At 72.9% G+C, this 13,092-nt stretch carries 12 protein-coding genes; 7 read left to right on the top strand and 5 right to left on the bottom strand.

Going from position 1 to position 13,092, the window contains the following annotated elements; translation table 11 throughout:
* Positions 1–152 precede the first annotated feature (152 nt).
* Together ACWD6N_RS26005 and ACWD6N_RS26000 are read right to left on the bottom strand one after the other, a co-directional pair.
* Positions 153–2,054: a S9 family peptidase gene (locus tag ACWD6N_RS26005; RefSeq protein ID WP_387322621.1), complete on the bottom strand. Its 1,902-nt coding sequence runs from the start codon at positions 2,052–2,054 to the stop codon at positions 153–155.
* Between the two features lie 109 nt (positions 2,055–2,163).
* On the bottom strand, positions 2,164–2,757 hold the full coding sequence (locus ACWD6N_RS26000) for a nucleotidyltransferase family protein (RefSeq protein ID WP_354965250.1): 594 nt from the start codon (positions 2,755–2,757) through the stop codon (positions 2,164–2,166).
* A 167-nt stretch (positions 2,758–2,924) separates the two neighbouring features.
* Here ACWD6N_RS26000 and ACWD6N_RS25995 point away from each other — a divergent pair, with 167 nt between their 5' ends.
* The 4 genes from ACWD6N_RS25995 (at position 2,925) to ACWD6N_RS25980 (ending at position 6,563) form a co-directional block, all read left to right on the top strand.
* Entirely contained in the window at positions 2,925–3,977 is a 1,053-nt protein-coding gene (locus ACWD6N_RS25995; RefSeq protein WP_354965249.1) for a phosphate acyltransferase PlsX, read from the top strand.
* Between the two features lie 77 nt (positions 3,978–4,054).
* Positions 4,055–5,032 carry an ATP-binding cassette domain-containing protein gene (locus ACWD6N_RS25990; RefSeq protein ID WP_387322618.1) on the top strand — a complete coding sequence of 326 codons (978 nt, stop codon included), beginning with the start codon at positions 4,055–4,057 and terminating at the stop codon, positions 5,030–5,032.
* Entirely contained in the window at positions 5,029–5,802 is a 774-nt protein-coding gene (locus tag ACWD6N_RS25985; RefSeq protein WP_354965247.1) for an ABC transporter permease, read from the top strand. The genes ACWD6N_RS25990 and ACWD6N_RS25985 overlap by 4 nt, the downstream gene beginning before the upstream one ends.
* Positions 5,799–6,563 (top strand): ABC transporter permease, encoded by a 765-nt coding sequence (locus tag ACWD6N_RS25980; RefSeq protein WP_354965246.1) that lies wholly within the window; start codon positions 5,799–5,801, stop codon positions 6,561–6,563. Before ACWD6N_RS25985 ends, ACWD6N_RS25980 begins: the two co-directional genes overlap by 4 nt.
* A 16-nt stretch (positions 6,564–6,579) precedes the next feature.
* Here ACWD6N_RS25980 and ACWD6N_RS25975 read toward each other — a convergent pair whose 3' ends face one another.
* Positions 6,580–7,419 carry an acyl-CoA thioesterase gene (locus ACWD6N_RS25975; RefSeq protein ID WP_354965245.1) on the bottom strand — a complete coding sequence of 280 codons (840 nt, stop codon included), beginning with the start codon at positions 7,417–7,419 and terminating at the stop codon, positions 6,580–6,582.
* 78 nt (positions 7,420–7,497) lie between these two features.
* Between ACWD6N_RS25975 and ACWD6N_RS25970 the strand changes: the two genes are divergently transcribed.
* Positions 7,498–8,658 (top strand): acyl-CoA dehydrogenase family protein, encoded by a 1,161-nt coding sequence (locus ACWD6N_RS25970; protein WP_387322613.1) that lies wholly within the window; start codon positions 7,498–7,500, stop codon positions 8,656–8,658.
* Positions 8,659–8,698: 40 nt separating this feature from the next.
* On the top strand, positions 8,699–9,754 hold the full coding sequence (locus tag ACWD6N_RS25965) for an acyl-CoA dehydrogenase family protein (RefSeq protein WP_450005212.1): 1,056 nt from the start codon (positions 8,699–8,701) through the stop codon (positions 9,752–9,754).
* A 35-nt stretch (positions 9,755–9,789) separates the two neighbouring features.
* Here the strand turns inward: ACWD6N_RS25965 and ACWD6N_RS25960 are convergent, their stop codons facing one another.
* Positions 9,790–10,185 carry a VOC family protein gene (locus ACWD6N_RS25960; protein ID WP_354965242.1) on the bottom strand — a complete coding sequence of 132 codons (396 nt, stop codon included), beginning with the start codon at positions 10,183–10,185 and terminating at the stop codon, positions 9,790–9,792.
* A 79-nt stretch (positions 10,186–10,264) separates the two neighbouring features.
* Between ACWD6N_RS25960 and ACWD6N_RS25955 the strand changes: the two genes are divergently transcribed.
* Positions 10,265–11,800: a GMC family oxidoreductase gene (locus tag ACWD6N_RS25955; RefSeq protein WP_450005211.1), complete on the top strand. Its 1,536-nt coding sequence runs from the start codon at positions 10,265–10,267 to the stop codon at positions 11,798–11,800.
* Here the strand turns inward: ACWD6N_RS25955 and ACWD6N_RS25950 are convergent.
* Positions 11,797–13,074 carry a condensation domain-containing protein gene (locus tag ACWD6N_RS25950; protein WP_450005210.1) on the bottom strand — a complete coding sequence of 426 codons (1,278 nt, stop codon included), beginning with the start codon at positions 13,072–13,074 and terminating at the stop codon, positions 11,797–11,799. The two genes, ACWD6N_RS25955 and ACWD6N_RS25950, sit on opposite strands and share 4 nt — an antisense overlap.
* Positions 13,075–13,092 lie beyond the last annotated feature (18 nt).

Below are 13,092 nucleotides of genomic sequence, written 5' to 3'. Positions count from 1 at the left end.
ACGCCTGCGGCTACGACCCGAGGACCCGGCCGACACCAGCCCCGAAGGCGCAGCACGCGCGGACTGGCCGGACGCAGTTGCCTGCCGCCGCGCTCCGAAATCTCTTCGCCTTCCCGGCTCGCCGGGTGATGAGCAGGACAACGCGCCGGCAATCAGGGGCGGAGCCAGCGGTCGAACCACGCGCGGGTCCGACGCATGACGTCGAGCTGGTGGGTGCGTTCCTGGATCGAGTGGCCCTCTCTCGGGTAGGTCACGAACTCGTGCTCGACGCCGAAGTGGCGCAGTGCACGGTGGAGATACATGGCCTGCCCGAGGGGGACGTTGGTGTCCTCGGCGCCGTGCAGGATGAGCGCCGGAGTACGGATGCGGCTGGCGTAGGAGATCGGGCTGACTGCGTCATGGGGGTGCGGGCCGATGCCGGACCAGCCGGTGCTGCCTCCGAGCGCGGCTTCGAACTGGCCGTTCTCCCCGGTGGCGGCGAGCATGCCCCAGTCGCTGACGCCGGCGCCGACCAGCGCGGCGCGGAACCGTTCGGTTTGGCTGATGGCCCAGGCGGACATGAACCCGCCGTGGCTCCAGCCAGCGATGCCCAGCCGGTCGGAATCGGCGATGCCCTGGGTGATGAGCAGGTCAATGCCGGTCAGGATGTCGGTCCACTCCTGCTGGCCGACCCGGCCGGCGACGCTGGCAGCGAACTGGTGGCCGTGCCCCTGACCACCACGGGGGTTGGGCAGGAACACCGCGTAGCCGGCGGCGGCCAGCCACTGTGCGCTGGGGAACCAGAACAACTGGCAACGGTCGGCGTAGCGGTCGTACGGGCCGCCGTGCACGATCGTGACGAGTGGGAACGGGCCCTCGGACGCGTTCTTTCCGGCTGGGAGGACGAGCAATCCGTCCAAGTCGAGGCCGTCGGAGGCACGGTAGGTCAAAGGTTCTTGCGTGCTGAGAGTGATGCCGTCCAGTTCCGGGCGAGTATTCGTGATCTTCCGCAGCGGCCCAGCCGGTGGCCCGAGATGAACGTTGGCAGGCTGATAGCGGCTGCCGGTCAGCACCGCGATGGCCTCGCCGCTGCGCGTGGTGGTGAGGCCGTCGAGGCGCCCGGGGTGCCGCGACAGGATCGTAAGACCCGTGGGGTCGAGCCGGGCCAGGGTCGCGTTCAGGCCGTCGGCGAACACGACCAGTGGGACGGCATCGGTCTGGCGCAGCTCGGTGGGACACATCGAGAGACCGACTGTTCGATTGCGCTGGATGCGGTCGACCAGGGCCAGGTCGAACACGGCGGTGCCGGCTTGGAGGACCGGTGGAGTGAGTGCGATGTAGCCGAGGTGCCAACCGTCCTCGGCGAGCCACCAGGCCAGAGAGCGCGCTTCGGCCTCGGCCGGTCCAAGGTCCTCTGCTGTCCCAGTGACCGGGTCGAACAGGTGCAGCCGGCCGGTGCGGGGACCGTAGTCGTTGTCGGCGCTCGCTCGGGTGAGCACGGCGACGGGCCCGCCGTCGGGCCGTTGCTGCAGTTCTACGACGTGCCGGTCGCCGAACGCGTCCGGCGTGGCGATCCGGCCGGTACGTAGGTCAAGCAGGCGCAACCGGGCACACGGTTCCCGCTCGCCGACGACAACGGCGTCGTCGCGATCCCGGGCACGGCGCGCGTCCTGCTCGGTGGGTTCGTCCTCGGCGAGCAGAGCGACCAAGCCAGGGGCGGCCAGTGGTTGGTGGTCGATGATGCCGGAACGCCAGCTGGTCAACGCGGTCACCCTGCCATCGGCGGGGACAAGCCGGTGCAGCTGCGGGATACCGCGTTCGGCACGGTCCGAGAGGAAGAACAGCGTGTTCGAGTCCGCGGACCAGCGTGGCCGGGACTCCGTTGCGGTGTCGCCCGTCACCCTGCCCGCAGCGTCGGTGCCATCGATGTTGAAGAGCCAGACTTCAGTGTTGAGGTGGTCACCGGTCCGGCTGGTGGGAGCAAGGACGTAGCTGAGCAGATGCCCGCTGGGGGCGAGAGCCGGGGCCTGCGGGGTGCACCCATCAACAACAAGTTCGGCGGTCAGACCTGTCATGCGATCAGTCTGCCGACATCAACACCGCACTACGCGACCGAGTTGGCACGACGCGCCAGGTCAGCAGGAGTGCCGATAAGCAGCGGTAGCCTCAAGATCACCGTTAGCGCTACTTTTCATTCTGATGTTCCTCAAGGGCCGCGGCCTGTTCGGGCAGGTCGATGTCGGTGTCGTCGGCGACGTCGGCGCACGGCACCAGCCGCACGGCGTCACCCTGCGCCCGTAGGTAGTCCCGGGCGCCCCGGTCCCCGATCGCCGCCGCCGCGACGCTGGCCCAGTGGTGACGGCCGAGCAGCACCGGATGCCCGCGACGACCGTCCTGGTAGGTGGCCACCGCGAGGGAGTCGGCGGTGGCGTCGCGGGCGACCCGGCGTACCGCATCGGGGGTCAGGCCAGGCATGTCGACCAACGTGACCACGGTTGCCACGGCCGTGCCGGACGTCAGGGCGGACAGCCCGGCCCGCAGAGACGAGCCCATGCCCGTCTCCCAGTCGTCGTTGAGCACCACGGTGGGTAGCCGCGTCCGGGCGCGGATCCGGTCGGCCTGCGCCCCGAGCACCACCACGACCGGCCGGCAGCCGGCGGCCGTGAGGATCTCCGCGGCGTGCTCCACCAGGAGCCGCCCCCGGTACGACAGGAGAGCCTTCGGCATGCCGAACCGGCGGCCGGCACCCGCCGCGAGGAGCAGTCCCGCCGTAGCCATGCGCGGAGTGTAGCCCCGGCTCTCCTTCGGTTCTGGCTTCTCGGAGCCCGCCTGAACCAGGCCGCGAAGAGCTCCGGGGGTGATCCGGCCGGCCCGGAGGGCTAGCATGCATCTCGTATCTGCTGTCACGTGTTTGTGGTGAGGTGCCGGATGGCTGGGACGCGATAGTGGCACGTTCCGGTGACCGGCCGGGCCGGCGGCTGCGGGTGGCGGTCGACGCCGCCGGGGCGGATCTCGGCCCGGAGCCCGTCGTCGCCGGCGCGCTGGCCGCGGCCGCGACCGTGGACGTGCTGATGGTCGGCCCGCCGGCGCTCGTCCGTCCCCTGCTGCCCGGTGGAGTCCCGCCGCCCGGCGTACGACTGGTGGACGCCCCCGACGTGGTCGCGATGGCCGAGGATCCGGTGGCCGCGACGTACTCCAAGCGGCGCTCCTCACTCCTGGTCGCCGCTGGGGAGGTGGCGGCGGGTCGGGCCGACGCCATGGTGACCGCGGGCAACACCGGCGCGGCGGTGCTCGCCGCTGCCGTCCGGATGGGTCGGGTGCCGGGGGTGAGCAACCCGGCCCTGGCGATGGTGCTGCCGGTGCCCGGCGCCGGCCCGACCGTGCTGCTGGACATCGGCGCGACCGCCGCGGCCGTGCCCGAGTGGCTGGTCGAGTTCGCGGTGCTGGGCGCGGAGTACGCACGGGCTCGGCTGGGGCTGGCCCGACCGAGGATCGGCCTGCTGTCCAACGGCCACGAGGCGGTCAAGGGCGGGCCGGTACGCCGCGACGCGCACCTCCTGCTGGCCACGATGCCCGGTTACACCGGCCAGATCGAGGCGTACGACGTGCTCGGAGGCCGCGTCGACGTGGCGGTGACCGACGGATTCACCGGTGACGTGGCGCTGAAGACGTACGAGCGCACGTTGGACGCGACCGTCGGTTTGGCGCTGGACGCGGTGCGGGCGTTCTCGCCGATCGGCGTCCTGGCCCGGGACCGGCAGCGGCGGGTGACCCGGGCGGTGCGTGACGGGCTCGCGGCCGAGCCGGGCGGGGCGCTGCTCGGGGTAGGCGGTGTGTGCGTGATCTGTCACGGGACGGCCACGGCGGCCGACGTCGAGGCGAGCGTGGGAATCGCCGGGGAGTGTTTCCGCTCGGGTGTGGTGGGGCGGATCGCCGGGGCGTTCGCGGCGTCGTCCCGGCAGCGACTCCGGGGGCGACGCAGCCCCGTCGACGGCTGAACTATCCATTCTTGTATCTGGCTTTGCGAAGACGAGCGTTGATATGGTTCCGGGATTCCTGGCATGAGGGTGGTGCGATGTCACAACAGATGATCCAGGTCAGCGATCTGCGCCGGTCGTTCGGCACGACGGCGGCGGTCGACGGGGTGAGCTTCGAGGTCGCCGCGGGTGAGGTGGTCGGTCTGCTCGGGCCCAACGGCGCGGGGAAGACCACCACCATCCACTGTCTCACCACGCTGCTGAGGCCGGACGCCGGCACCGCCCGCGTCGCCGGCTTCGACGTGGTCGACCAGGGCTCCGAGGTGCGCCGCAGCATCGCGGTCACCGGGCAGTTCGCGGCGCTCGACGAACTGCTGACCGGCCGGGAGAACCTGGTCCTGTTCGGCCGGCTGCTCGGGCTGGGCCGGCGCGCCGCCGCCACCCGGGCCGACGAGCTCGTCGAGCGCTTCGACCTGGGCGAGGTGGCGGGCAAGGCGGTCCGCACGTACTCCGGTGGCCTGCGCCGCCGCCTCGACCTGGCCGCGAGCCTGGTGGTCGACCGGCCCGTGCTGATCCTCGACGAGCCGACCACCGGGCTGGACCCGCGCAGCCGGCGGGCGCTCTGGGAGATCGTCCGGGAGTTGCGCGACGCCGGCACCGCCGTCCTGCTCACCACGCAGTACCTGGAGGAGGCGGACCAGTTGGCCGGGCGGGTCCTGCTCATCGACCACGGCAGGGTCGTCGCCGAGGGCACCCCGGACGAGCTCAAGCGTCAGCTCGGCGGCGCGGTCTGCGAGGTGCGGGTGGAGGACCCACGGGCGCGGGCGGTCGCGGTCGAGCAGCTGCGTGCCGCCTTCCCGGGGCTGACCGAGGACGAGGACGTGCTGCGGCTCGCCGCCGGTTCCGGCACGCTGACCGAGGTCGTCCGGCGGCTCGAATCAGCCGGCGTGGAGGCCGACGACGTCACCGTCCGGCGGCCCACCCTGGACGAGGTGTTCCTCTCGGTGACCGGGTCCCTCGACGCGGACGCGGACCGGTCCAGGATGGCGCCGGGCGTGGCGGGGGCCGGCCGGTGAGCACCACGGCCAATGCCGGGGCCAGCCCGCTGCGGCAGTTCACCGTCCTGGCCGCCCGTAACCTCCAGCAGGCCCGCGCCGGCCGGTCGGTTGGCCTGACCGTCGTCTTTCCGCTCGCGTTCTTCGCCGGCTTCATGGTCGTCTTCCGACGGCTGATGTCCGACTACGGGATCGCCTACGAGCAGTTCCTCCCGCCGGCGATCGTTGTGCAGACCACCGCCCTGGTCGCCATGTCGGCCTGCTACATGATCGCCGGCGATGCTCGCAGCGGCCTGATCGCCCGCTACCGGACGCTGCCGATGAGCGCGGTCGTGGTGCCGGCGGCTCGGCTCGTGGTGGACGCTGCCCGGGCCGCCGTCGCGGTGGCGGTGATCCTCGTCGCCGCGGTGCTGGTCGGGTTCCGGTTCAGCGCGGGCGCGGCCGGCGCGGCGGGTTTCGTGCTGCTGGCGGTCGGCTTCGCGGTGGTACTTGCGGCTGGTTGCGCGGCCCTGGGGCTGGGCGCCCGTGACCCGGAGCAGGTGTACTCGGCGCTGACCCTGCCGTACCTGGTGCTCACCACGGTCTCCACCGCCTTCGTCCCGGTCGACGCGTTCCCGGGCTGGCTGCAACCGGTGGTGGAGGTGTCGCCGTTCTCCGCCCAGGTCGACGCGTTGCGCGCGCTGTCCACCGAGGGCGCCGAGCAGAGGGTGTGGCCGGCCCTCGTCTGGCTGCTGGTCCTGGGGCTGCTGTTCGGAGTGGCCGCGGCACGTTCGTTTCGGAGGAGCCGATGAGTACCGTCACGCAGGCCTCGCTGTTCGCCGGGCGCAACCTTCGCCGGTTCTTCCGGGCGCCGCCCGCGCTGGTCTACTCGTTCGCGTTTCCGGTGCTGCTCCTGCTCACCCAGTACGCGGTCTTCGGCCGGATCGTCGGTGACGGCGACCGGCAGCACTACCTGGAGCGGTTGGCCCCACTGGTGGTGCTGTCCACCGCCGCGTTCGGGTCGCCGTCGAGCGCCGTCGGGTTCCTGCGTGACCTGCGGGGCGGGCTGGTCGACCGGCTGCGCACCATGCCGGTGGCGCCGGGGGCGCTGCTGGCCGGCCGGGTCGCCGGGGACGTGCTGCGCATCGTCCTGATCGGAGCGCTCACCACGGGCGTGGCGATGTTGCTGGGTTTCCGGTTCCGGGAGGGGCCGCTGGCGGTCGTCGGCTTCTTCGCGGTGATCGCGCTGTTCGGCCTGATGTGGGCGGCGATCGCGCTGTGGCGGGGGTCGGGGCCCGGTGACGAGGAGTCGCTGCCGCCGTCACTGACCGGTCCGGCGACCCTGTTGTTCATCTTCTCCTCGGGTTTCGTGCCGGTGTCGGCGTTCCCGTCGGTGGTGCAGCCGGTGGTGCGGGCCAACCCCTTCTCGGTCGCCACCGAGGCGTTGGTGGGCCTGTCCAGCGGCGGGCCGGTCCTCGTTCCGGTGCTGCAGACGATCGCCTGGGTGCTTGGGTTGGGCACGGTCTGCCTGCTGGTGGCCCTGCGCCGGTTCGGCCGGCGCACGGCTCGCTGAAAGCAGTCGGAGCCGGTCAGACCGGGCTGGCCATCCGGTAGAGCATCTGTTGACCGCCGGTGGCGAGCAGCAGCCCGGTGTCCGACCAGACGCGGGCGCGGGCGCCGAGCACCCCGCCGGTGGCGGCGGCGGCTTCCCCCTCCACCAGCAGCCAGCCGGCGCCGTTGTCGCCGCCCTGGAAACCCACGTACAGGTCCATGCTCGGGGCCATGAAGGTGGTCCGCTCGAACGCCTGCACGACCGCCGGGAACTGCACCACGTCGACGGCGAAGACCAGCCGGGCCGCCGCCAGCCAGGGGCCGGCGTCGGCGGGTAGCTCCTCGTGCAACCGCAGCCAGCCCCGGATGGTCGGTACGCCGTCGCGTTGCGGCTCCCAGCCGCCGGCGGGCCAGCCGGCCAGGCGTACCTCGTAGCACCGCTCCCAGATCGGCAGCACGGGCAGGCCGTCGCGGCGCATGAGCTCGACCAGGGTGGGCAACTCGTCGGGCTTGGGCAGGTCCGGTGGCGGCATCCAGCGTCGCTCCGGGCCGAGCAGCCCGGCGGCGATGGTCCAGACGTGTGCGGTGAGCAGGGTCCGGCCGCGTTGCCGCAAGGTGACGTGCAGGGCGGCGGTGCGGCGGGTGCCGTGCACCCGGGTCACCTCGATGTCGACCTCGCCGTAGCGCGGTGGTGCGAGGAACTGGCAGTTCAGGCTCACCGGCAGCATGGCGCCGGCCTCCTCGCCCGCCGCGCGCAGCGCGATCGCGGCCAGGTAGCCGCCGTTGGGCCCCCACACCGACCAGTCCTCGGCCAGGTGGGCGCGGTACCGGCCCGGCGCGGTCTGCCGCACCGCGGCGTCGTCCGCGAGACTGGCCATCGAGGACCCCTTCCGGTGTTGGAACGCGTAAAAACAAGATACTGCAGATCAAAAGCAGATACGAGTACGATGCGGCGCATGGATCTGCATGACAGCGCCGAGGAGGCGGAGTTCCGGGCGGGACTGCGCGAGTGGCTGGCGGGCGCGGTGCCGGCGACCACCGGGCCGGACGGGGCCCCACCACAGGGGCGGTGGGGCGACATCGCCGCGGTGCGGTCGTTCACCTCCGCCCTGCACGCCGCCGGGTACGCCGGCCTGACCTGGCCGGCCGAGTACGGCGGGCGCGGGTTGGCCCCGGCGTACCAGGCGATCTACCTGGAGGAGACGGCCCGCGCCGAGGCCGCCGAGCACATCGGAGTCATCGGCCTCGGCATGGTCGGGCCGACGATCATCGCCTGCGGATCGCCGGAGCAGCGCGCCTGGTACCTGCCGCGGATCCTCACCGGAGAGAGCATCTTCTGCCAGGGCTTCTCCGAGCCGGAGGCGGGCAGCGACCTGTCCGCCGTGCGGACCGCCGCGCGCCACGAGGGCGACGAGCTGGTGGTGACCGGGCGCAAGGTGTGGTCGTCGTACGCGCACCTCGCCGACCACTGCCTGCTGCTGGCGCGCACCGATCCGCAGCAGCGGCGCCACCGGGGGCTGTCCTGCCTGCTCGTGGACCTGCGCTCGCCCGGCGTCACGGTCCGACCGATCCGCCAGATGACCGGTGCGGCGGAGTTTGCCGAGATCGAGTTCGACGAGGTCCGGGTGCCGCTCGACGCGGTGGTGGGTGGGATCGGTGAGGGCTGGCGGGTCGCGATGACCACCCTCGCTCACGAGCGGGGCACGTTCGGGTTCACCCTGACCGCCCGGCTGGAGGTGGCGTTCCGGCGCCTGGTCGCGACCGCGCGGGCCCGGGGCCGGGACACCGACCCCCTGGTACGCGACCAGATCGCCGCCCGCTACGTCGAGCTGGAGGGTCTGCGTTGGACCAACCGGCGCGGGCTGGCCGAGCTGGCGCGTACCGGGGTGCCGGGCCCGGAGACCTCGGTGATCAAACTGCGCTGGTCGCAGGCGCACCAGCGGCTGACCACCCTGGCCGTGCAACTGCTCGGCGCCGGCGCCGAACCGGACGGCTGGGACCGCTACTGGCGGCACCAGATGCTGCGCAGCCGCGCCAACACCATCGAGGGCGGCACCTCCGAGGTGCTGCGCAACCTGGTCGCCGAGCGCGTACTGGGCCTGCCCCGGTCGTACTGACCCGCGCCTCGCGGCGACGCCCACGACGAGGAGAGACCCCATGGACTTCGCACTGACCGGCGAACAGGAGACGCTGCGGGACACCGCGGCCAAGTACCTCGCCGACGACCGGTCCCTGAGCGACGGCCGGGCCTGGACCGAGATGACCGACCTCGGCTGGCTGGACGCGGAGCTGGGCACGGTCGAGCTGGCGCTGCTCGCCGAGCAGCTCGGCTGGGCGCGCAGCCCGTCGCCCTGGTGGGCCACGATCGGGCTGGCCGGTCCGGCGCTTCGGGCGGCGGGTCGCCCTCTCTGCGCTCCCGCGACGCTGGCCTGGGCCGAGGAGAACGGCCCGGGCACTCTCGCCGGCGCCGTGGCCGCTGTCCGTCGGCCGGTGACCGACCCGGCGCTCGGCTGCGCCGTCGCCTCCGACGGGACACTGACCGGACGCAAGGTCCGAGTGCCGAACGTGACCGAAGCCGTGGACCTGGTGGTGACGGCGAGCGGCCCGCGCGGCGTCGAGCTGCGTCTGGTCGACGCGTCCGCGTTGCGGCCGGCGCCGGCCGGTGCCGGCGGGCAGGCGCTCGACCCGACCCGGCCCGTCGCGACGGTGGAGCTGACCGGCGTACCCTCGGCGCCCCTCGTGGCCGCGGACGCCGCAGCCGACGTGCTCGCGGTGACCCGACGGCGGAGCCTGGCGCTGCTCGCCGCCGAGGCCGTCGGCGTGGCGGCGAGAGCTCTGTCGTGGGCCAGCGGGTACGCCGCCACCCGAACCCAGTTCGGTCAGCCGATCGGTGCGAACCAGGCGGTCGCGCATCCGCTGGCCGAGAGCTACGGGCAGGTCGAGACGGCCCGGTCGCTGGCCTACCGGGCCGCGTGGTCGGTCGACGCGGAGCCGGGCCCGATCGCCGACCGGGCGGTGCTCACGGCCAGCGTGGCGGCCCGCGAGGCCGCGATGACCGCCTGCGAGGCGGCCATCCAGACCTACGGCGGCAGCGGCTTCACCTGGGAGCAGCCACTGCACCACTGGTACCGCCGGGCGTGGTGGTTGGCCACCTACGACGGGACGGTCGCGGACGTTCGGGGCGAGCTGGCCGGGCTGCTGCTCGACGGCTGAGCCCGCCGGCCGCGCGCCGGATCAGCCGGCGGGGATCAGGACGAGCCGGGTCGGTAGGAGCCGAAGCTCCACAGGTTGCCCTCGGCGTCGCGGACGGAGTATCCCTGGCCTCCGTAGTCCTCGTCGCGGAGCTTCTGCACGACCTCGGCGCCGGCGGCGACGACCCGCTCGTAGTGCGCTGCCACGTCGTCGATGACCACATAGGTCGCGGCGGGCCCGGTGTCCAGGACCATCCGGCCGTCGCTGCCGTCCGTCTGCGAACCGAGCATGATCATGCCGCTGCCCCAGGTGAGCTGTGCGTGACTGATGGAGTCGTCCGGACCGGGGACGACCAGTTCCTCGCGGAAGCCGACGACGTCGACCAGCCACCGGATGGCGGCCGGAGCGTCGCGGTAGCGCAGGGTGGGGATGACTTCCGGGCCTCTACTCATACACGAGAGTCTAATGAAGAATCGCGGATAGCACATGTGATGCGTCCTGGCATGTCGTGTATTCGGCTAGGCTGACCCCATGCTTCGCTACGACTACGTGATCGTCGGCGCGGGTGCGGCGGGCGCGGTGCTGGCGGCCCGCCTGAGCGAGGACGCGGCCCGTTCCGTGCTGCTGTTGGAGGCCGGCCCCGACCTCGTCGGAGCGGCCGTGCCCGAGGCGTTGCGGACCGGCTCGGTGGAGGCCGAGGACGGCTTCGACTGGGACCTGCGGGCGACCGTCGTCGCCGGCCGGGAAGCGCCGCTGCGGCGCGGCCGGGTGGTTGGCGGTTCGACGCAGATCAACGACCGGGGCGCGATGCGTGCCCCGGCCGCCGATTTCGTCGGGTGGGGCGCCCGCGGCCTGCCGGAGTGGGACTGGCCGGCGGTCCTGCCGGCCTTTCGCCGACTGGAGAGCGACCAGCAGTTCGGCGAGCGCGACCACCACGGCGCCGACGGTCCCGTCCCGATCACCCGCTGGTCGCGCGGTGAGCTGACACCCGCGATGGACGGCTTCCTGCAGGCCGCGCTCAACCTCGGGCACGACTACCAGGACGACATGAACGCCCCCGACGCCGTCGGCATCGGGATGTATCCGCAGAACCGGCGCGACCGGCTGCGGATGTCGACCGCGCTCACCCACCTGGACCCGGCCCGGTCCCGGCCCAATCTGGTCGTCCGGGGCGACGCCGAGGTCGAGCGCGTGCTGCTGGCCGACGGGCGGGCGGTGGGCGTGCAGGTCGCGGGGGAGACCATCGGCGCCGGGGAGGTGATCCTCTGCGCCGGCTCGCCGTACAGCCCGGCCCTTCTGCTGCGCTCCGGGATCGGCCCCGCCGACGAGTTGCGCGCCGCCGGGATCACACCGCTGGTCGACGTGCCGGGCGTGGGCACCGACGTCATCGACCAGCCCGGCGCGATCATCCTGGTGGTGCCCGAGCCGGAGACGGTGGGCGGCGACTGGCCGCGTACGCAGCTCATCGCACGGCTCGCCGGCATCCCGGGGCACGAGGCCGACCAGGCGTTCTATTTGAGCCTGTTCACCGGCATGAGCACCTCCCGGGGCGCCGGCGCGGGTCTGGACCGGATCATCGGCGCCGACCTGGTCAACACCGTGATGATCGGCGACATGGCGATGGCGTCGCGGGGGCGGATCGCCGTGCGCGACGCCAGCGGAACGACCCCACCCGTCGTGAACCTCAACTTCTACTCCGCAGACGGTGACCTCGCCCGGATGCGCGACGCGTACCGGCACGCGTGGGAGATCGCCAACCAGGCCGCCTTCACCAAGACGGTCGCCCGGTTCGCGCTCGTCGACGACGCGGTCGTGGGCGACGACGAGCAACTGGACCACCTGCTGCGCGCCACCACGTACAGCCGGTTGAACCTGGTCGGTGGCGCCCGGATGGGCGCGGCGGACGACCCGGGCGCGGTCGTCGACGGCCGCTGCCGGGTGCGCGGCGTGGCCAACCTGCGGGTGGTGGACGCGTCCATCGTGCCGGTGCCGCTGCGCGCGCCCGCCGCGTTGACCAGCATCATGATCGGTGAGCGGGGCGCCGAGCTGATCGCGGACAAGCGCTAACGGCGCAGCAATGTCGACAGTGCCGCGCCCGGGTTGGCCACGACGGCCCGGGCGACGGTGACGTAGCCGTCGAGCAGCCGGACGGCGTCCGCCGGCGCCAGCCGTGGCGTGTGGAACAGCACCACCCGCAGCCCGTTCCCGCGCGGCGCGAGCGCCAGCTCGGTGCCGAAGCGGCTGCCGATCGCCTCCGGGACGAGCAACTCGAACTCGGTGTCGCCGACGCGGACGCGGTGCGCCAGCTCGGCCATCATCTGGAACACCACGTCGTCGACCCGGCCGCCCAGGTTGGCGCTGCCGGTGGACACGGCCTGGTAGGGCTGCTCCTGGTTGGCGAAGGCCGCGGCGGTCGTCGCGTGGGTCGCCTGTACCAGGGCCTGGAAGGTGGCGAACGGCGGCAGCCGGGTGCGCAGCACCACCATGTTGGCGCAGAAGCCGACGGTGCCCTGGCTCTCCGGCCGGCTCCGGTTGGCGAACAGCGAGGCGACGGCGAGATCGCCCTGCCCGGTCACGCGGTGCAGGACCGCGTAGTAGACGGCCAGGGCCACGGTGAACAGCGTCGTGCGGTGGCGCCGGGCCAGGGCGCGCATCCCGTCGGCGACGCCGGCGCCGAGATCCCGGGCCAGCACGCCCGGGGTGGCCCCCGGTGGCGGCTCGCGGTACGGCAGGCGCGGCAGCCGCAGCCCGGTCAGCTGGTCGCGCCAGAACTCGCGTTGCCGTTCCAGCTCCGCGCCGGCCAGCCGATCCTCCTGCCAGGCCACGAACTGCGGGTACTGCCAGCGCACCGGGGGCAGCTCGGCGGGTGACCCGGTGCAGAGGGTGCGCAGCTCCTCGAAGAGCAGCCCGCACGACCAGGCGTCGGTGACCAGGTGGTGCATGGTGAAGCAGAGGATCACCTCGTGGTCGGTGACCCGCCAGGCGGTGGCCCGGGTCGGCCAGTGTGCGACGTCCACCCGGGTGGCCAGCTCCGCGGCGACGGCCGCGTCGGCCGCGGCGTGCGGATCGGGCTCGCCCCGCAGGTCGACCACGGTGAGCTCGACGGGCCGCGGTTCGTGCACCAGCTGGGACAGCCGTGGCCCCCGCCCCGTGAAGGTGGTCCGCAGCGCCTCGTGCCGCGCGGTCAGCGTGGTCAGCGCCTGCCGCACCGCAGCGACATCGACGTCGCCGGAGAGGCGGCACAGCAGTGGACAGTTCAACGCCCCGTGGTCCGCCCGGTAGTGCTCGATGATGCCGAGCAGCCGCTGTCCCACGGAGGCCGGTACGGGTCGGGGCGCCACGGCACGACCGTACCGCCC

This window comes from Micromonospora sp. NPDC005163, assembly GCF_053599835.1.
This window is presented reverse-complemented; position numbering and strand designations above follow the sequence as displayed.